The organism is Pseudoalteromonas sp. GCY, from assembly GCF_016695175.1.
GTDB lineage: Bacteria > Pseudomonadota > Gammaproteobacteria > Enterobacterales > Alteromonadaceae > Pseudoalteromonas.
Window position 1 is genome coordinate 3,256,791 of record NZ_CP068023.1, and the last position, 20,541, is coordinate 3,277,331.

Here is a 20,541-nt window from a genome sequence, read left to right on the forward strand (position 1 = left end):
CTCTCACCCTGCCTTGTTAGCTGTGTTGTAGCAAATCACCCGCTTTAGTTTGTTTACTTTCGATTATTTGCTGCATTTTATAGAGAAAATCTATTGCTGCATCACAAAATTGAGCAACGTCAAAAAAGAAATTCCAGTTATTCTTACCTTGGTTTCCACTTAAGGTAATTTGACCACCCCACCAAGTGAAATCTTTGTTGTAATTCCTATTGCCTTGATAATCTAAATGAACTTCATCAGCATGAATGATTTTATTGCAAAGAAATCTTAAATTTTTAGATTCCTTGTTAATTTTGTTCTCATAGATATCGATATCATTTTCTGGTTCGAATGGGCAAAACTCATCAAATGATCTGAGCTTGACTGCTAGTTCTATTAAAGATTCGGACACAGAAAGCTTCAAGGTTTTTGAATATGATTCTTTGTCGTAAATACTAATATTTGATTTATACATATACCTACGACATAAATCCTCACCGGCTATAGCTAGACTAGCAAGATTCATCAGTTGCACATTTAACCTTGATATTGAGATGTAATGAGACATCGATTCTCCGAGACAGCTAACGCCCACTTAAGCGGACAAAAATTGCTGGCTATACTGTGTAGCGAAGCGAAACAAAGCCAGCTGTCTTTGTTCCGACTTAAAGTGCTTGTTATATTTCGCCTGTTTCTTCAGCCATATACTTTTTCATTTCTTCTTCATGAAATTTTCTAACATCGTCTTCGCAGCGATGACAAGCAAAGTATTGAATAGTCTCAACATCTCCAGTAACGAAACTATCACAGTTTTCACAGTCTAGTGCAGTCCAGCCACGATCCTCACATTCAATACAAATCCACATTCCTTCCAGCTTAAGTACTGTTGGTTCTTCAAGCTGACAGTTATGGCAGTACGCTAATGGCTCGGCTCCATCGTCATAGCGAGCTTCAGGGTCTTGCTCTCGATATATTTCAGCATATTTCTCCAGCGCATACTCAGAAGTTAATTCAGTCTGGCACTCAGTACACTTATGATCTTTAACCATTAAGTACTTAACTTCTTTATTGCAGTTTGAGCATGGTATTGAAGTTTGGATTGACTTTAACTTTAGATCTTTCACATCACAGACTAGGCACTCGATATCTTCTCCACCCCAGCTATGTGATTTAAGTACTTTAGCCGACTCTAATCCACATGATGTACATTCGACGATACGATTTCCTTTTTTCTTTTCTATCTCAATTTTATCTTTAATTAAGTCAAATTTCGCCTTGAGGAACTCATGGTTTAATTTAACTTTTATATGTATTTTATCTATCGAATCTTGATAGCTTTCAAATATTTCTGACCAATTATTGGTAAGCAGTTCGTGTAAATGAAACCATGATGCCCAATGTTCAATAACCACTTCGGTTTCTTTACCTGCAAACCCAGTATGAGCAAAGTGTACGATCTGATTTCGATGCTCACCTAGGGCTTTAAAATTATCCATAGCCTCTTTTTTTATTTTGTCACCACAGATATTTTTCAAACGAGTGTGAGCTTGCTCTAGGTAAACTGAATGGAAGTCACCGCTTTCGAATTTTTGTTTATCTGCTGATTCAGGTTTTGAAATGATAAGTGACCAGTGCTCTTTCATTAATCTAGCTTTAAAAAACAGCTCTATTGCAGTGTACAAATCAATAAGAGAACTCTTGGGAGACGATGGTAGATTATTAACTGAAGAGTTAAGAAAAAGAATGCCATTATTGACTACAGCATCAAACCAGCCATCTACATCATTTTTGTTTTGTTTAATATAGTTTGCCACCGATGCATCCTTAAGAAATATAACATTTTAGTATTTATGCGACACGCAGTTTGTGTTGCATAATCGCTTGTTGGACTGAGCTGCTACCCGCTCGATGTTGTCAGAGTTGGTGTTATTTATGCTAAGGGAATTTGCTTTTTGGAGGCTCTCACTTTCCTAGCTAGTGTAATCAGCTTAGCTAGTGTTATGTAAGCTTTCCCTGCATCGCTCAGCGCTTATTATGTATTCATTACACCTAAATTTGTCTTAATAAGCAATTATATTTTTTACGCGTACAGAGGCTGTTAGCCTGAGCAATTAAGCAGGTTAACTACTTGATTTTACAAAGCAGCCATAATCAAACATACCCTCCTTGGCTAATATCAAAGCGCATCCATGCGCTTCTCGTTCATTCTTTTTAAACGACGAAAAAGAACGAACCAAGAAAACGTCGCCCTAGCATCACACTCAATCCTCAAACCCTAATCCGATATAGTGCAACCGTCTTGTAAGGCACGTCCTTGTGCCTGACAAGACTTGGCCGACATCCTGTCGGCACATTGCATATCGGCTTATGCTTTTCGGGTGTGATGAAGGGGGGAATAAGTTGCTTGTGAGATCTTCTACGATTTTTGCGATAAAGCTGTTTGCAAGGGTTACAAAAACTATCAGCGTAGCCTCCTAACTCACAGTCTGAATCGTTTTGTGGGAGGCGGTTCACCCGCCGAGAAGTTACGCTTTTCGGGCGTGGTATTGACTGTTGTTTCTGGTTTTATCTACTAAAGCAGCCGATTAGCTTACAAGCACCAAAAAAGCTCTCAGCACCGTTTTCCTCCCTCATCACACCCGAAAGTAAATTGCCAATGAGTCATTTTTCAACGCATGGATGCGTGAGAAGCGGTGACAGGGCCAAGGATGGCCCTTACACTGCGGTGACGTTCATATTGGCGATTTACTTGAGGAGTCAGTGTGATGTTGGGAGTGCCCTTTCTTTTGCGCAACGATTCTTTGGGCATCAAAGAAAAGTAAGTCGTAGCCCATGGATGGGCGTCGAAACCTGTCAGGAGGACAGGCTGACTTTACGATAAATTTCGAGCTACCAGCCGTTAGCAACATAAACCTCCATGTTTAATATCAAAGCGCATCCATGCGCTCCTCGTTCATTCTTTTTAAACGACGAAAAAGAACGAACCAAGAAAACGTCGCCCCAGCATCACACTCAATCCTCAAACCCTAAGCCGATATATAATACCAATTGCACTAAGTCTCCAATCAATTTGAAGGGTGAAATACCATATTAGCGTCGTTAAAAATTTCTCATTTAGAACAACTAAATAGCAAAATTTTTGCCTAGCTACTAAAGCTATTTCTCCGCTTCAAATTGCTCATTTACCTAATACAATTGGTATCGCAACCGTCTTGTAAGGCACGTCCGTGTGCCAGACAAGACTTGGCCGACATCCTGTCGGCACATTGCATATCAGCTTATGCTTTTCGGGTGTGATGGAGGGGAATCGCGCTGTCTGTTAGTTCCGGTTTTATCCAGTAAACCAGTAAACCAGTAAAGTAGCTGATTAGCTTACAAGCACCACAAAAACGATCGGTGTGAACTCCTAATTAACAGTCTAAATCGTTTTGTGGGAGGCGGTTCACCCGCCGAGAAGTTACGCTTTTCGGGCGTGGTATTGACCGTTGTTTCTGGTTTTATCTACTAAAGCAACTGATTAACTTGCAAGCACCAAACAACACTATCAGCACCGTTTTCCTCCCTCATCACACCCGAAAGTAAATTGCCAATGAGTCATTTTAACGCATGGATGCGTGAAAAGCGGTGACAGGGCCAAGGATGGCCCTTACACCGCGGTGACGTTCATATTGGCAATTTGCTTGAGGAGTCAGTGTGATGTTGGGAGTGCCCTTTCTTTTGCGCAACGATTCTTTGGGCATCAAAGAAAAGTAAGTCGTAGCCCATGGATGGGCGTCGAAACCAGTCAGGAGGACAGGCTGACTTCACGATAAATTTCGAGCTATCAGCCGTTAGCAACATAAACCTCCATGTTTAATATCAAAGCGCATCCATGCGCTTCTCGTTCATTCTTTTGAAACGACGCGATCGAGCGAACCAAGAAAACGTCGCCCCAGCATCACACTTAATCCTCAAACCCTAAGCCGATATATAATACCAATTGCACTAAGTCTCCAATCAATTTGAAGGGTGAAATACCATATTAGCGTCGTTAAAAATTTCTCATTTAGAACAACTAAATAGCAAAATTTTTGCCTAGCTACTAAAGCTATTTCTCCGCTTCAAATTGCTCATTTACCTAATACAATTGGTATCGCAACCGCCTTGTAAGGCACGTCCTTGTGCCTGACAAGACTTGGCCGACATCCTGTCGGCACATTGCATATCAGCTTATGCTTTTCGGGTGTGATGGAGGGGAATCGCGCTGTCTGTTAGTTCCGGTTTTATCCAGTAAACCAGTAAAGTAGCTGATTAGCTTACAAGCACCACAAAAACGATCGGTGTGAACTCCTAATTAACAGTCTAAATCGTTTTGTGGGAGGCGGTTCACCCGCCGAGAAGTTATGTTTTTCTGGTGTGATATTGACCGTGCGTTCTGGTTTTTCTCTCAAAGCAGCAAATTTGCTTGCAATCACCAAAAAAACTTTTCAGCACAGTATGTCTCCCTCATCACACCCGAAAGTAAATTGCCAATGAGTCATTTCAACGCATGGATGCGTGAAAAGCTGTGACAGGGACAGGGATGTCCCTTACACAGCGGTGACGTTCATATTGGCAATTTATTTGAGGAGTCAGTGTGATGTTGGGAGTGCCTTTTCTTTTGCATACTTTTCTTTGGGCATCAAAGAAAAGTATGTCGTAGCCCATGGATGGGCGTCGAAACCTGTCAGGAGGACAATAAACCAATACTGCGGTGACGTTCATATTGGCGATTTACTTGAGGAGTCAGGGTGATGTTGGGAGTGCCCTTTCTTTTGCATACTTGTTCTTTGGGCATCAAAGAAAAGTATGTCGTAGCCCATGGATGGGCGTCGAAACCTGTCAGGAGGACAGGCTGACTTCACGATAAATTTCGAGCTACCAGCCGTTAGCAACATAAACCTCCATGTTTAATATCAAAGCGCATCCATGCGCTTCTCGGGTGTGATGAAGGGAAAATGCGGTTGTTTGTGAGCTCGGCTCTTACTTAAGCAGCTGAACTTTTAGGCTACGTTGAGCATAATGATTCAATATTACCCAAAACAAAATCTTAACAATTCAGTGATGTAGATTTCGCCAGAACCCTGTATTATAAGCCTGTTAAAAGCTTAGGAACGGGTGCGCCTGTACGTTAAGCGAATGGATACTAAAATCAATAACTGTGCTTATGGAACTTTTTGCGCGAATGGAATGATATTATGATCAAGAAAACCGCCATCATCATTGCAATATTGGCTGCTATTAGCGGCTGTAAATCGCTAGTTTATAAAGGTAATAAACTTTACGAAGCGGGAATGTACCGCCAAGCTGCTGAATATTATTCACAAGCACTCGCGGAAGACCCTGAGGATCTTGAAGCGAAACAAGGCTTAACACTGGCACGAGATAAGCTTATAGATAAAGGTCTTATCGATGTACGTATGCTGCGCTTAGCAAATAACTACACCGCTGCTGCAACTAGGCTAGAAGAAATCGTAGAGAACCAAGCACAATGGCAAATGAAGCCGACCGGCGCGATGGCAAATACCCAAAGAGAAGAACTGGATTACGCGAGGCAATGGCTACTCGACGAAGCCCGTTCACTCTCAAATACGCCCTACCCCGATAAGTTTAAGCTGTTTGAACATAACTATCGCCATCTGATCAGTAATGCGCAATTAGCAAGCGCCATGAGCACCCACTATGACACGCTAAGAACGCAAGCTCAGAAAAAGTGTGATGAACTTGCAGGACAGGTCAGTGGGCAGCGCTTCTATTTAAAAAGTTTCACGGAAAAATACTGTCTAGCGTGGCAAACTCCAAAACGTTTACGTGTAGATAACCAAGATAAAAGTCGTTATTTTGCGATGAACATACGAGATCGTGTCGATATTGGCTTGCGCTTTGGCAACTCAATCAGAGGACAATATGGCACATTTATCTCAAGCCTAAATACGGCATTTAATAATAGCCTCTGGTTTGATAGTGATGGCAGTCAACAGCTTTCATTAGAGTTATATGCAGATGCAGACTATTACCGCACTAGCAATCAATATATTCAACGTAAGCATTATCAACAGGAAGTTGAACGACCAGACCCAAATAACTCAGATAAGACGCACACCGTAGAAGTCACAAGAGAGTTCACTTACCCGGTGACCATCTACGATGAGAAATTTGATATCAACGTTAATTATGAGGCGAGTTTAGCCCATCGTTATATCAAAGGCAGTGCAAGCGATAGTAAGCATAATAAAACCCGTGCGCATCAGGCTGATTTTGAGCAACTTGATATCACCCCGCTGTCTCCCGACTTTCTCAATCTTTCACAGATAACAGAAAAGACCTTTGACGAATTACTCAAAAAATTCTCTCAAGATCTTACGCTAACTTGGAAGCAAAATTACTGCGGACAGGCACTTGGCACCAATAAAGGTGAAAATATTCTACGCTGTGCCAAGCTTGAACCTGAGCATGACTATATCAACCGTTGGTTTGACCAGCACTTTGGGATCAAGTACTCAGAAATGACGACTTTATACGGTATTTGAGGCTCAGAATGAGTTTTGAAACTCGCCAAAAAGCCGAAAAATGATTATATTGTGCCAACTTTATTTGTATTAGGAATTAAGCTATGCCAAAGGCAAGTGAAATAAAAAAACATGCCGCGATCGAGTATAACGGCCGCGTAATGATTGTTCGTGACATTGAGCGCTCAGTACCACAAGGTCGCGCTGGTGGTAGCCTATACCGTATGCGTATGTACGATGTAGTAGATAACTCTAAAGTAGATGAAACTTTTAAAGCGGAAGAAATGCTGACACTTGCAGATCTTAACCGCCGCCCTGCAATGCTTTCATATGTAGATGGTGATGAATATGTGTTTATGGATGATGAAGACTACACGCCATACCACCTGAATAAAGAGTCTATTGCTGAGCAATTGTTATTTATCGATGAATCAACGAAAGGTCTATCTATCGTCGTGGTTCAGGGCATGCCTGTTTCTATCGACTTGCCTTCAAGCGTAGAGCTTGTGATTGAAGATACTTCTCCTTCAATCAAGGGTGCATCTGCTAGTGCTAGAACAAAGCCTGCGACATTAACGACTGGCCTTGTTGTTCAAGTTCCTGAGCATATTTCAAGCGGTGACAAAATTAAGATCAACACTGCTGAATCTAAGTTCATGGGCCGTGCAGAATAAGTCCATTGCACTTTTGATAGCGAGCCGTAGTGCTCGCTAGCGTCTAAAAATCCCCAAACTTTCTTTGCCGTAGTAGCTTTCTATAATTTTGGCCTTACTCTTAAAAATCGCGCGAAACGCGGTTTACCAAACTTAGTATATCCTTGATATCGATAGGTAATTTGGCTACCAATCGGTGGTGGTGATGCGCGCTCTTCGTCGCTAAACCCCGACCCAATTTTAAACTCCATACCTTGTTCATCTCTCACCAGTAGCGATCCCATCATCCCTTGGTACTTTCCCTTGCCGGGTAAATGCTTAATCACGATGGCTTCGTCATCAAGGTACGGCTTGTATTTTAATACGTTGGTTGTTCTTCCATCTTCGTGCTTGGCATTTTTAGCATGCAAAATAACCCCTTCACCGCCTCGCTTTAAGACACCATGATAATAGTCGTTTAGCTCATCAACGGAGCCAAATGATAGCTGCTTGACGGGCTTAATGTGCGATAACTCAATATGGCTTAGTAGGCTTAAGTAACGCTCATGACGCTGAGAGAATATTTCTGTAGAATTTGGCGCATCAAATACATAATAAGTCACTTGACGCCAGTGCTCATTATTAGGCGAATGGCGCCTTGCAATCGCGCTCACAAAAGCGAAGTTATTGTACCCAGCCCACAACTCGCCGTCTAACCATGTATCAGGTAGCCCCTGCGTAAACCAGTCTGGTGCCTTAATTAAATGACCACCACGCGTACGCAGTTGCGAGCCATCCCAAATAGCCCTCACACCATCAAATTTCTCACTAACAAAGTAATTAGAAATATCTTCATCGCCTTGATATACCGAAGCAAGTTGGATTTTTGTGTGGGTTTCACTTCCATAAAGAAGATTGGAAAAGCCTAAAAAAAGACAGAACAAGAATGGTACGTATCGCATAGCATAATCCTTTGCAGTGGATAGTTAATACCAGTGCTCTTCACCAATGCCGATTGGTATACTGATGAGCCGTTTAGATTCACTGATATTAAAAGTTAACAAATTTCACACTTAAAGATTACACAAGAATCGACGTTTGTAAAATCGAACAAGCTTTGACTCAACATGCCCTGTTTATACCAATTGGCATTATCTTTCAGGGCAAAGCCAGTTAAAAACCGCTTCGAGATCGGTAAATGAATGATCAGCAAGACTTAAATCTTGTTTATTAGAGTGCATATTTGGCACGACAACCGCGGTTAACCCGGCTTCTTTGGCGGAGGTGAGTCCTGTACAGGTGTCTTCTATTGCCACGGCTTCGTGTGGCGCAATGTTTAGCGCAGCGAGCGCTTTACGATAAGGTTCTGGATGAGGCTTTGGCTGTTCGACATCGTCTTTGCACACAATGACAGAGAATAACTCTAGTAACCGATAATGTTGTAAAACAGGAAGCGCTTCTGCTTTGCTACTTCCTGTCACGAGTGCGATTGGACAACGCGCTGAGGTTAATTCAACCACTTGCTTTGCAAAATGCATTAACTTAGGGAGTACTTCCGCAGCGGTTGCGACAAAGACAACATTTTTTTCATCACATAAATCGCGGGCAGAAGGCGCAAGTTGGTGCCTTTCTTTAAGAATATGCGCGGTTTTAAGCGTTGGCACACCAGAAAACTCATCACAAAAATCATGCTCCGTATAAGTAACCAGATACGGGGCTAACACCTTCATCCAACTTTGGTAATGGAGTGCTTCTGAATCAACTAATGTACCGTCAAAATCAAATAAAACTGCCTGAAAACGCATTTACACTCCTTAATTTGGTTGTATTAATTAACCGTTGATCCCTGCTGGTGGCTCAGCAGTAGCTTCTTCACCGCTATCAACTTCAACTAATGTATAGCCTCGTGGCTGTCTAATCACTTTTAGAATTGGCTTATCGAAAGCTGACTTCAGTCTATCTGCATCCGCTTGCAATTCTTCCATCGAACGACCAAAAGGTGCAGCCCCTGTTTCAGACCAATTCGTTACCTTACCATTTAAGTTATATTCCACTTCATGGATTTGATATAAAGCCGCTTCGTCTTTCGTTGCTTCACAATATATCACTCGATAATTCCAAAAACCTGACATATCCACTCCTAACATAAAAATTTCATTAAAAAGCCCGCTTAATGCGGGCTTTAGTTACTCTATTATAATCACTGTAGCGTGAATTAGAAGAATTTCACTTTGAATTCAGCACCAATGAAGCGTGCTTCATTTAGCATACCGGTGTTGTTATTGAAATCTACACCACCGATAACCACTTGCTCGTCAAATAGGTTACGAACAAAAGCAGATACTTCATATTCGTTATCGCCTTCAGACCACATATAACCAGCACGTAGACCTGTTTCAAACAACGCTTCACCTTCAAACTCTACTGATTTATACAAGAAGAAGTCGATCTCGCTACGGTAAGACATGTCACCATATACGAAGAACTCGCCGTTTTCTAACTCTTTCGTGTAGCGAAGAGTTGCGTTTGCAATCCACTCAGGAGCGTGAGGTAGGCTGTTACCGTCCAAAATTGCTCGAGCTTCTGGACCGTTAGCACCCTCAATTATATAGGTTGGGTCCGTCACGGTACACTGCGCACAAACAGCTACTGCTAAGTTATTATCTTCCAACTCAGTTTTGTTATAGCTTAGGTTAAACGTTGCATTTAGCTCATCCGTTAACACCCACTCTGTATCGAGTTCGAAACCATAACCAGTTGTTTTATCAGCATTCACTAAGCGGTTGAAATTCGATCCACCACCTACAGCCGTTAGCTGTTGGTCATCCATCTGATAGTAAAATACCGTCGCGTTTACGCGGCCTTGGCCATCAAGTACATCAGACTTAATACCAGCCTCAATCGAGTTGGTAGTTTCTGACTTAGCGACAGTCACTTCATCACCGAACAAAATACGACCTTGAACACTTGGTGCACGGAAACCGTTAGCCACGCGACCAAACAAGTTTACGTCATCAGTTAGCTTGTAAGTGGCACTTAAATCCCAACTTACGTGGCTATCGCTTGGATTAGCGGTGCCATCAAGTACGTCAGGAGAACCATTCCAAGGCGTTGGGTTTTTAGTACGCTGAGCATAAAACTCTTTCTCATCGTCAGAATAACGCAGACCAGCAGTTACTTTTAAATCATCAGATACAGTGTAATCAAAAGAGCCGAATACCGCCCATGCCGATGTATCTTGATCTTGGTAAGCGTAACCATTTTGCACGCCATATTGGGCATACGCAGCATCATAACCATTCGTATCGAAGCTGTAGCTTTCAATCATGAGATCTTCTTCAAATAAGAAAAGACCTACCTGATAGTTATAGTCGCCAGAGAAGTTGCTTGATAAACGAAGCTCTTGCGTATATTGGTTGTGCTCAGGAATAACATCAGCTGTTTCAGAAGTGAAAATAATCAAACCAGGACCTGAAACGCCAGCACTATTTGGGCCGTAACCACCATCAACGTCTGCACGAGAGTAGATTTCAGCACTTTCCCAAGCAGTAATTGATGTTATAGTATGCTCAGATAAATCCCATTCAAGCTTTAAACTTAAACCTTGAGTCTCTACTTGCTGCGTTGAACGAGAAGCCGCATCGTGATAAACCACATCGTTATCGTACAATGGGTTAATATTGTTTGTGCCTTTCTCGATTAGATTCGCACGAAATGCAATTGGACGACCATCTAAGTCGCGATAGTGGTAGTTAAGTAGGCCGTTAAAATCATCGCCTTCATATAGGAATTGAACACGAACAGCTTGCTCGCTGTAACCACCTAGAGAATCTTCTTTCTCGAAGCCTGGCGCTTTTACATCGATATAATCTTCTTGTTCCTGCCACAATGCAGAAATACGCGTTGATACACGGTCAGTTACTGAGCCGCCTACTGCGCCTTCAAAGTCTACCGCACCGCGGCTACCATAAGAAACAGCAGCATAGCCATCAAACTCTTGGCTTGGTCTAACTGTGTCAAATTTAACAAGACCTGCTGGCGTGTTGCGACCGAATAGCGTGCCCTGAGGACCACGTAATACTTCAATACGTGCAATATCGAATACAGGGAAGCCTTTTAGAATAGGGTTTTCTTGAACCACTTCATCAACAACCAAAGATACAGGTTGAGAAGCATTTAGATCGAAGTCTGTGTTACCTAATCCACGTACGTAAAAACGTGGGAAAGTACGACCAAACGAAGATTCTACTGATAAACTTGGGATCTTCGCATTCATAAAGCGAATGTCCATACCCGCTGAGCTGTAAGCATTCAAGTTATCACCTTGAAGCGCTGAAACAGACACAGGTACTTCCTGCGCGTTTTCAACACGTTTACGTGCGGTAATTTGAATAACTTCTAGTTGATTTTTTTTGGCTTGCTCTTCTTCAGCAAGTGCAGAAAATGAAGTACCTGCCACAGCAGAGAACAACGTAGCATTAATAAGGGTAGCTAACGTAGATCTTTTCATTGCTTTCATGTTGGTTTTCGACCTTTTAGTGCACTCTTTGTTCAACGGTTTAAAATTTGGGCGCCGTTTCACTTAGGCGTGAACGTTCAATTTTTCGCGATTTGAATATAATAACGCGGACCTTACAGTCGAGAGTGCGATACAACTTTGTAAGGCTGAACGAGACGGCGGTAATTATAGCAGGTAATTTCTACTTTGCTTTATAAACCGAACTAAAAAATCAATTTTTTTGCAACTTTCAGCGACGTTAGCTGACAGTTTACGACATTTAGCAACAAAAAACACAAAAAGGCGGACAATTGTCCTTTAAACTTAATGGTATATAAGTTCCAAAAAACAACTTTACCGATAACAGAACCATAACACAGTGGTCGAAACTGTGCCGGTTACCTAAACAATACAAATTTGCGCCCAAACAAACGTATTGACCATATCGGAAACCATGATTGCAATGCCAATGATATGACACCGGTGTAATGATAAAGTTCAAACAAAATTAAAAAGAGGACATTAGACCGATTAAAGGGAAGTTTTAGCCTTTCTATGTTAATTATGAATAAAAGGTTTAAGGTAACTGCATCGATGTGAATTCAGCGCGGCCAGTCTGTTCATTGTATTCAATTATAGCTACCGCGGCAGTCGAGAAGATAGGCATTGTATCCGGGCACAAACGGTCTACCAAGTAACTAACTATTGGCATATGTGCGACTAAAATCCAGGTTTGGTGTGTTGGATACATAGAGATAAGTGTTTCTAAATAATCGATAGCCGTGTGTGCGGATCCACTCGGTACTATGTCTGAACAGGTTTCAACAAATTTGGGAGTTTGAAGTGCAAGCACTTGCTCCGCGGTTTGCTGCGCTCTGGTAAACGGACTGATTAAAGCGGCATCTATCTCAAAGTACTGTTTCAACCACAGCCCCATATCCTTGGCTTGCTTTAGGCCATGCTCGGTTAAGTTTCTACTCGCATCATCAGCCTGCATAGGCTCAGCCTCACCATGACGCATTATCAAGATAGTCTTCATACTGTTCAGCACCTTCTATTTATATCATCCTACATATATTTACTTAAGCGCGATGAGATCCGCATTTAAACTATTGTCGCTAATGGTCTTTCCCTTTTGTACCACTCACAACAGCGGATCTTATGCTTGCTGACTTCTCAATATATGCAGCTGGATATTATTTTCTTCTAAACCGGTAGCTATCTCACTGGTTTGTTCGCTATATTAAAACAAATGAAGGATTAACATGAAATGAAATTCTAATTACCTTCAGTTATCTTTTAACTAATTTATCGGCAGCAGCATATTGAAACTGAGTAATAATGATAGTCGGCAGTACCAATTACTAACACTGGACAATGGTCTTAGAGTCTTGTTGATCAATGACGATTCAACTGCTAAGTGCGCCGTATCATTAACAGTTAATGTCGGCCACTTTGATGACCCAGAAACGCGTCAAGGGATGGCGCACTTTTTGGAGCATATGCTATTCCTTGGTACTGCAGAGCACCCTGATTCAGGTGGCTTTTCTCAATTTATTAGTCAATATGGTGGTCAAAGCAACGCATGGACAGGTACTGAGCATTCAAGCTATTACTTTGACTGCGACGCCGAACAACTAGACGAAGCGTTAGAACGCTTTAGCCAATTCTTTGTGTCTCCACTACTGAGCGAAAGCGATACCGAAAAAGAGCGTGAAGCTATCGATGCCGAGTTTAAGATGAAAATCAAAGATGATGGCCGTCGCATCTATCAAGTTCATAAAGAAACTATCAATCCTCAGCATCCTTTTGCCAAGTTTTCTGTTGGTACCCGAGACACTCTCGCAGATCGTAATGGTAATATCGCCAGTGAATTACGAGCGTTTTTCAATCAATACTATCAGGCCCAATGGATGACTTTGGTGATAGCTGCACCACAACCGCTGGCTACACTTGCGACCTTTTGCTCACCTTTTACAAAAATTGTTGGCAGCAAAGCGCAAAAACCAGCGATCCAAGCGCCTATGTACCGAGAACAAGACCTGCAGCTAGAACTGCAAATAAAGCCTAGAAAACATATGCAAAAACTTATTGTCAGTTTTGCTATGCCCAACCCTACCGATTTATACCGCCATAAAAGTGTGAGCTTTTTAGCCCATTTGTTAGGGTATGAAGGTAAAGGCTCACTGTATTCTATCCTCAAGTCACAAGGTTGGATCAATGCACTATCGGCAGGTGGTGGGATCACGGGCAGTAATTTCAGAGATTTTAATATCAGCTTTGCACTTACCGATGAAGGGATTGAATACTATGAAGACATAGTGGAAATGCTGTTCGAGTACATCGCATTAATTAAGCAAAATACCGCCGCACTACCACGCCTTTATCAAGACAAAAGTACTTTACTGGATATCGCGTTCGATAACCAAGAAGTCGGCCGCATGTTAGACTGGGTAAATTCAATCAGCGTGAATATGCACCACTATGAGGAAGAAGATTTTCTCTATGGTGATTATCGCATGGATGGCTTTTCTCAAGAGCAGCACGAAAAACTACTGATGCATTTGTGCCCTACCAATATGCGCCTTGTGCTTATCCACCCTAACGTGGAGGTAAATAAAAAGGCCAAGTGGTACAACACACCATACAGTGTCTCGCCAATAGCCAAAGATTGGATTGAGTCGCTCTATAATGTGCATATGCCTTTGCCACAAATGTCGCTGCCACTAATTAATCCATACCTCAGCGCAAAAAATCCACTTCATGATGTAGAGAGTGAACAGGATACGCCGATCCGTCTAGCTGATCAGCCTGGATTTGAATTTTGGTTTAAGCAGGATTTGACTTTTAGAGTCACCAAAGGGCATTTTTATCTCGAAATAGATTCCGCCCCGTCCGTCACCTGTCACAAGCATATGGCACTCTCTCGCCTGTTTGCCGATCTCTTTATGGATGCGGTCGCTGAGCGTTTTTATAGCGCAGAATTAGCAGGGCTTAGTTATCATATTAATTCCCATCAAGGTGGCTTAACACTTCACACCGCAGGGCTTACTGGTAATCAAATCACCTTGGTTTTAGAGCTAGTCGAGGCGCTACTGAATCAACCAATCCATGCAGCTCGCTTTGCGGAATATAAAAAGCAACTTATCCGCCATTGGAAGAATCACAATAAGAATAAGCCTGTTAGCGAACTGTTTAGCCGACTTGGTGCGCATTTAATGCCCTGGAACCCAAGTCCTGAAGACTTAGCCAGCGCACTTAAAAGTGCTAGCTTTAACGAATTTCAACTATTTCGAAAGCAGTTTTTTTCAGCCATTCATGTCAAAGCTTTCATGCATGGCAACTGGCAACTAAAACATGCTGAAAAATTAAAAACATCAGTGCACGGGCTATTTTCAAGTAGCGAAATTTTAGAAGATTTAAAACGTCCCTTAAACGAGTTGACGAAATTAACGGAACAACATATCGAACGCGAAGGCAGTGATTATGCCTTCATTGAATATTTTCAATCACGTACCGATTCCGTTAAAGAAAAAGTCACCATGATGGCGATTAATAATCTCATTAATCAAGATTATTTTGAGCAATTAAGAACAAAGGAACAACTTGGTTATTTAGTTGGCGCTGGGTATGCACCATTCAATACACGTGCAGGTATCGCTTTTTATATTCAATCTCCCAACTTTGATAGTGAACACCTACTTGCACGACACAACCAATTTCTTAAGCACTTTTCCAAACAATTGCATCAGCTCGATGAAGTGAGTTGGCAACGTTCGAAAGAAAGCTTGTTGCTACATATATCGGAGCAAGACAAAAATCTAAGGCTAAGGGCGCAGCGTTTGTGGATTTCAATTACCAATGACTTTCACCAGTTTGATATGCAACAAAGATTAATCCAAGCTTTGGCCGACTTGGAATTAGAAGACATCCTTACTTATATAGATAAGATGTTAGAGCCAAATGCTCCACGACTGATTTTAAAGTGTAATTAGCGTTTTAGAGTAAGCAAGGAGTGCTTATCAAACTTTTGAATGCCTAATGAGACTTTTCTCACCTAGTCCAGTCATTTGAGACCTAATCAAAGTTCAAAAAATACGCAACCATACTCGTTAGCACAATGAATTTAATCTGAAACTTTGTTTCGCTGTTGTGAAAAACCGCAATTAACCTGAATTTCCCCTTAATCAACGTTTTCCTTTTGACTACTACAATGGCTTGATTTAGATTAGAGATTGCAGTTATGAATTACGCATTATATGAGCCTAAAAATAAAAACAATAACAATCAATGCACTACTTTTATCACTGACTCCGCATGTAATTTACGCCAGTGACACAAGTGTATTAACAGGTGCCCAGTTAGCTTGGCTCGTACCATGCGTGATTGCTCTGCTCAGCATTCCTTACTTAGTTTGGTCAAATCACCAACTCAAAAAATCCACTCTTCAACTTAAGCACTCAGAACAACGATTTAAAAGTACGATTGAAGGCAGTGGCGATACGCTATGGGACTGGAATATTCAATCAGGTGAGATTGTTCGGATCAACGACAAATACGGCATGAACTCTGCGAAGCCTGGAAGCGTCATCCCCAACCAGCATAGGATCCACCCACAAGACCTATTAATCGTTGAAAAGCTGATGAAACAGCACTTCGCAGAAAAGACACCATTCTTTGAAGCAAGCTATCGTATTAAAGATGAATTAGGCCAGTATCACTGGGTGTTAGACCGAGGCAAAATTATCGAGAAAGATGCTAACCTCAATCCCTTAAGAATGACTGGTACGGTTCGCGATATCAGCCACTTTAAGAGCACCGAGGAAAGGCTAAACCTGTTTGCAAAATGTGTTGAATCACTTACTGACGCGATCGCAATTTATGACCGACACTATAATTTGGTCGACCTAAATCCGAGCTACCTTAAATTATTTGGTGGTCAACGAGAACATTATCTAAATAAACATTTTAGCTTACCAGGCTATGACAATAAGTTTGTTGCTCAGGTAAAGGCTCAGCTTAAACAAACAGAGCATTGGCAAGAAGAGCTCAAACTTCGTAATGCGGCAGACGTACTCTTACCAATCGAAATTACGATTGATGAAATTAAAAATAACCACGGTCAGATCAGTAACTATGTGGTTGTTTACTCTGATTTAACCGAGCGTAAAAAAGCAGAGTCTCAACTCCACAATTTATCTAATCGCGATCGTACGACAGGTCTTCCCAATCGCAATCTGTTCTTTACCAATTTACAAAAGTTGTCATTACAAGGGACGCACCATGCTCTACTTGTCTTTGACTTAGATAACTTTAAAAAGATCAACGATTCGCTAGGCCACCAGTTAGGTGATACGCTACTTGCGAAACTGGCAATGCGGCTAAATAAACTTGCTCGCCAACAAGATACCTTCTACCGACTAGGTGGTGACGAATTTGCACTGGTGATTTCAGGCACCAATGATATTCACACTATTACACGTACAGCAAAACAATTTCTAGCGGCGATTGCGACACCTTTTAAAATTGCTAATCACGAGTTAGTGATCACCTCTTCTGTTGGAATTGTACTGTGCCCTGAAGATGGTAAGTCTCCTGAAAGTCTGCTGAAAAATGCAGATACGGCTATGTATCATGCTAAACAAAAGGGTAACCATTATTTATTCTTTAATGATTCCATGAACGAGCAAGCGGTTAAGCGTCTGCAAATTGAAAACCTGATGCGTTATGGTCTGAAAGAAGATCACTTTGTTGTCTACTATCAGCCAAAAATGAATATTAAAACCGGCGAGCTGGTTGGCATGGAAGCGCTAGTCCGTTTCATTACCCCAAAAAAGGGGGTGATAAGTCCTGGTGTATTCATCCCTATCGCAGAAGAAACCGGACAGATCATCGAAATTGGTGAAGTCGTTTTAGACAAAGCATGCCGTGATGTGAAGCGCTGGATTGATAAAGGACTGTTCAATGGCAGAGTTGCGGTTAATTTATCAGCAAAACAGTTTAGCTTGCCGGATCTCACCACTCGTATCGACATTATCTTGCAAAAAAATCAACTTCCTTCTTATTTTCTTGAGTTAGAAATCACAGAAGGAACGGTGATGGACGATCCAAAAGAAGCAATTTCGATAATGCGCTCACTTAGTGCTAGAGGGATACACTTAGCCATGGACGACTTTGGTACTGGCTATTCGTCACTGGCTTATCTCAAGCAATTTCCGCTGAATACACTCAAGGTCGATAAGGCATTTATCGATGATATGGGTAACGAGCGCGGTAGAAACATGGTGGACTCTATTGTCACTATCGCGCATAACTTGGATCTTCACGTTGTTGCTGAAGGGGTTGAAAATGAAGAACAACTCAATATTTTAGAGCAGCTAAACTGCCAAACAGTTCAGGGCTATTACTATTCAAAACCGCTTTCAAGCAGGGAATTTGAACAATTTTTAAAGCAACACACCCCGAGTGAAAAGCCAAACCTACAGCTCGTGCAATAGCCCTATTTCACTTGGCCTAACCACTTTACGCTTTCCAACTAACTAAATTTGCGCAGCGACGCATCCACGCTCTGCGATAGTGCACTCGAAACAGAATTAACGCCGCGGGGCCTGTTACTACGGCCAAACTTAACCAGCGTTTTCTTGGCATTCCAGTCCATAGAGTTTGAATATACATTACCATCGCACATAAAACTGAAATTATTCCAAAAGCCACTGATACTCCTCAGTTTTTTTAATTCAATAAGAAAACTAAAACATTCTTTATTAGGAAAGAAACATCACATTTCGATACTATTTACTAATGCGGCCGATGAGTCTACACAACGTTTAATATTTAATCAATGAAGAAATTATTGTTGCATATTTTTGTATTATTTAATTTAATAGCGGACTGTTTAGAGGTATAGCATTGCACAAGGGATGTTATGCCGTAACTTTTCCTAATTTGGGAAACAGAGACAAGTGGGAAATTTTTTACGGTCAACTGGCAATGATTTCCTAGCTTAGTCCACCTAGGTTATGAGTGTATTTTTAGCATAATTTGTGAAGCCAACTTAGTCCTTAACTGGAAATTAAAAGTTAGCTTTTCTAATATTGTAGACGACTGAAATTTTAGTGCTTTTACACACTGTACTTATTTTAATCGTCAACTGTGAGTTAAACCGATATAAAACGGTCAGTTATTCAATAATTGTCTGCGTTATAACGCCATAGTATAGACTTTCTGATAGTTTTTACTGATAGACGATTACAGTATTATCACAAGAGCTGCTAAACTTACTCTCATGTAGTATTAACTGTTACTTCAAGGACACGGGCTATGGATCAGAAAAGCGTACATGAATATTTGCAGGCCAAGCCTGCAACCTTTATCACTAAGCCTTTTGCGCAAGACGTAGATGTGTACAAAGTTCAGCATAAAATGTTTGCAACTCTAACTGAGGGGAAGGAGGGGCAAGTAGATGAAAATGGTGAACCTGTTTGGTGGTTAAATGTAAAATGCGACCCTGACGAAGCATTATTGCTTAGAGACAAGTATTCGTCTGTTGTGCCTGGTTATCACATGAATAAGCGTCTTTGGAACACCGTCATCTTAGATGGCACTATTCCAGAAGACGAAATAAAGAAAATGATCGATGATTCTTATCAAATCGTCGTAGATAACCTACCGACCGCACAACGTGAAGAACTTGCTAGCAAAGTCACGCAACGTTAATTAAAACGGCATTTAGATAGATCTAAATGCCGTTTTACCTTTCTATATCCTCATCCTCGCATTTAATCTCTATCTTTAATGTCGATCAACTTGTCTTCAAATCACTCTGGTATTATACAAAAAGAATAACCAAGCGATAATAGAGTGGCGACATGACGAAAAGGATAGCAGTACTGACAAGTGGCGGCGATGCGCCGGGTATGAACTCAGCGATTAGGGCTATCACGTTAAGTGCCCTGAGGTCTGGATTTCAGTGCTTAGGCTTTTTTCATGGTTACAATGGTCTAATTAATCAAGAGTACACCGAGCTAAGTGCGGTTTCCGTCACCGATATCACCCAACTTGGTGGCACAATTCTAAAAAGTGCCCGCTGCCCTGCGATGCTAGAACCCTCAGGCGTACTTCAAGCCGCAAACGCCCTGAGAAAGATCCATATTGACGTACTTATCGTGATTGGTGGTGACGGCTCGTTTAGGGGAATGCAGGCGCTAGCAGCTCAGTGGCAAGGTCAGCTAATTGGTATTCCCGGTACTATAGATAACGACCTTTCGGGGTGTGACAACACCATTGGTTTTTCCACAGCCATCAATACTGCCACCTCCGCAATAGATAAAATCCGCGATACCGCAAATGCCTTTGAACGAGTTTTTATCACCGAGGTGATGGGTCGTCATAACGGGCATATAGCTTACCATGTGGGCATTGCGACAGGTGCTGAGGCTATCATTTCATTTGAAAACTGCATGGCAGAGAATACCTCTCAGGTCTTAGCTCATCTCAAAAATGCCATAGAGCAGCAACATAAGCACGGCAGCTTTTTGATTATACTGGCCGAAAATCTATGGCCTGGCGGCGCTCAAGCGCTTAAAACAGAGTTAAATAGCAATGCCGATATCAATTGCGCACTTTGCGTGTTAGGGCATATTCAACGAGGTGGGGCACCATCTGTTGAAGATCGAATGCTCGCCACGGAATTAGGGATAGCGGCCGTGGAAGTGATTAATGGTAGCATCAAAGCAAACAATGATGTTGCGACGCCTGTTATGGTAGGAAAAATACATGGTGCAATTGTAATTACTGAAGTCGAGAAAGTGCTGAATATGGATAAACCAGTATCACAGGAATGGGTGCAACGATATCAGCACTACCTCGCCGAGCAATAAATACTGTGAGAGTGAAGCACATATTT

At 41.7% G+C, this 20,541-nt stretch carries 13 protein-coding genes; 6 read left to right on the forward strand and 7 right to left on the reverse strand.

The genetic code is table 11. The features are described 5' to 3' along the window. Positions 1–16: 16 nt before the first annotated feature. Both JJQ94_RS19975 and JJQ94_RS19980 read right to left on the reverse strand, forming a co-directional pair. On the reverse strand, positions 17–547 hold the full coding sequence (locus JJQ94_RS19975) for a hypothetical protein (protein WP_141557608.1): 531 nt from the start codon (positions 545–547) through the stop codon (positions 17–19). A gap of 109 nt (positions 548–656) precedes the next feature. Continuing rightward, on the reverse strand, positions 657–1,793 hold the full coding sequence (locus JJQ94_RS19980) for a hypothetical protein (protein ID WP_099030526.1): 1,137 nt from the start codon (positions 1,791–1,793) through the stop codon (positions 657–659). A 3,402-nt stretch (positions 1,794–5,195) separates the two neighbouring features. Here JJQ94_RS19980 and JJQ94_RS19985 point away from each other — a divergent pair. Together JJQ94_RS19985 and efpL are read left to right on the forward strand one after the other, a co-directional pair. Continuing rightward, a complete protein-coding gene (locus JJQ94_RS19985) occupies positions 5,196–6,527 on the forward strand; it encodes a tetratricopeptide repeat protein (RefSeq protein ID WP_099030525.1) in 1,332 nt (443 codons plus the stop codon). Positions 6,528–6,610: 83 nt separating this feature from the next. After that, on the forward strand, positions 6,611–7,180 hold the full coding sequence (gene efpL / locus JJQ94_RS19990) for an elongation factor P-like protein EfpL (RefSeq protein WP_010606026.1): 570 nt from the start codon (positions 6,611–6,613) through the stop codon (positions 7,178–7,180). A gap of 80 nt (positions 7,181–7,260) precedes the next feature. On the opposite strand, the gene JJQ94_RS19995 is transcribed toward efpL, so the two are convergent. From JJQ94_RS19995 to sixA, 5 genes are all read right to left on the reverse strand, one after another. Beyond that, on the reverse strand, positions 7,261–8,100 hold the full coding sequence (locus tag JJQ94_RS19995; RefSeq protein ID WP_099030524.1) for a DNA ligase: 840 nt from the start codon (positions 8,098–8,100) through the stop codon (positions 7,261–7,263). Between the two features lie 189 nt (positions 8,101–8,289). Then, on the reverse strand, positions 8,290–8,943 hold the full coding sequence (locus tag JJQ94_RS20000; protein WP_099030523.1) for an HAD family hydrolase: 654 nt from the start codon (positions 8,941–8,943) through the stop codon (positions 8,290–8,292). A gap of 27 nt (positions 8,944–8,970) precedes the next feature. Further along, positions 8,971–9,270: a hypothetical protein gene (locus JJQ94_RS20005; RefSeq protein ID WP_010374748.1), complete on the reverse strand. Its 300-nt coding sequence runs from the start codon at positions 9,268–9,270 to the stop codon at positions 8,971–8,973. A gap of 83 nt (positions 9,271–9,353) precedes the next feature. Beyond that, on the reverse strand, positions 9,354–11,657 hold the full coding sequence (locus JJQ94_RS20010) for a TonB-dependent receptor (protein WP_099030522.1): 2,304 nt from the start codon (positions 11,655–11,657) through the stop codon (positions 9,354–9,356). A gap of 556 nt (positions 11,658–12,213) precedes the next feature. Further along, positions 12,214–12,675 carry a phosphohistidine phosphatase SixA gene (gene sixA / locus JJQ94_RS20015; RefSeq protein ID WP_099030521.1) on the reverse strand — a complete coding sequence of 154 codons (462 nt, stop codon included), beginning with the start codon at positions 12,673–12,675 and terminating at the stop codon, positions 12,214–12,216. A gap of 286 nt (positions 12,676–12,961) precedes the next feature. Between sixA and JJQ94_RS20020 the strand changes: the two genes are divergently transcribed. The 4 genes from JJQ94_RS20020 (at position 12,962) to JJQ94_RS20035 (ending at position 20,515) form a co-directional block, all read left to right on the forward strand. Beyond that, a complete protein-coding gene (locus tag JJQ94_RS20020; RefSeq protein WP_099030520.1) occupies positions 12,962–15,631 on the forward strand; it encodes an insulinase family protein in 2,670 nt (889 codons plus the stop codon). Between the two features lie 264 nt (positions 15,632–15,895). Next, the gene (locus JJQ94_RS20025; RefSeq protein ID WP_099030519.1) at positions 15,896–18,133 is read left to right on the forward strand and encodes a putative bifunctional diguanylate cyclase/phosphodiesterase; all 2,238 of its coding nucleotides are present in this window, start codon (positions 15,896–15,898) and stop codon (positions 18,131–18,133) included. 823 nt (positions 18,134–18,956) lie between these two features. Further along, positions 18,957–19,352, forward strand: a complete 396-nt coding sequence (locus JJQ94_RS20030; RefSeq protein WP_010374742.1) for an MmcQ/YjbR family DNA-binding protein — start codon at positions 18,957–18,959, stop codon at positions 19,350–19,352. Between the two features lie 152 nt (positions 19,353–19,504). Further along, positions 19,505–20,515, forward strand: a complete 1,011-nt coding sequence (locus JJQ94_RS20035) for a 6-phosphofructokinase (protein ID WP_099030517.1) — start codon at positions 19,505–19,507, stop codon at positions 20,513–20,515. Positions 20,516–20,541 lie beyond the last annotated feature (26 nt).

Bases quoted from the DNA above. Each gene is read 5' to 3' on its own strand.
- JJQ94_RS19975 (WP_141557608.1), bottom strand. From the start codon at position 547: ATGTCTCATTACATCTCAATATCAAGGTTAAATGTGCAACTGATGAAT.
- JJQ94_RS19985 (WP_099030525.1), top strand. From the start codon at position 5,196: ATGATCAAGAAAACCGCCATCATCATTGCAATATTGGCTGCTATTAGC.
- efpL (WP_010606026.1), top strand. From the start codon at position 6,611: ATGCCAAAGGCAAGTGAAATAAAAAAACATGCCGCGATCGAGTATAAC.
- JJQ94_RS19995 (WP_099030524.1), bottom strand. From the start codon at position 8,100: ATGCGATACGTACCATTCTTGTTCTGTCTTTTTTTAGGCTTTTCCAAT.
- JJQ94_RS20000 (WP_099030523.1), bottom strand. From the start codon at position 8,943: ATGCGTTTTCAGGCAGTTTTATTTGATTTTGACGGTACATTAGTTGAT.
- JJQ94_RS20005 (WP_010374748.1), bottom strand. From the start codon at position 9,270: ATGTCAGGTTTTTGGAATTATCGAGTGATATATTGTGAAGCAACGAAA.
- JJQ94_RS20010 (WP_099030522.1), bottom strand. From the start codon at position 11,657: ATGAAAGCAATGAAAAGATCTACGTTAGCTACCCTTATTAATGCTACG.
- sixA (WP_099030521.1), bottom strand. From the start codon at position 12,675: ATGAAGACTATCTTGATAATGCGTCATGGTGAGGCTGAGCCTATGCAG.
- JJQ94_RS20025 (WP_099030519.1), top strand. From the start codon at position 15,896: ATGAGCCTAAAAATAAAAACAATAACAATCAATGCACTACTTTTATCA.
- JJQ94_RS20030 (WP_010374742.1), top strand. From the start codon at position 18,957: ATGGATCAGAAAAGCGTACATGAATATTTGCAGGCCAAGCCTGCAACC.
- JJQ94_RS20035 (WP_099030517.1), top strand. From the start codon at position 19,505: ATGACGAAAAGGATAGCAGTACTGACAAGTGGCGGCGATGCGCCGGGT.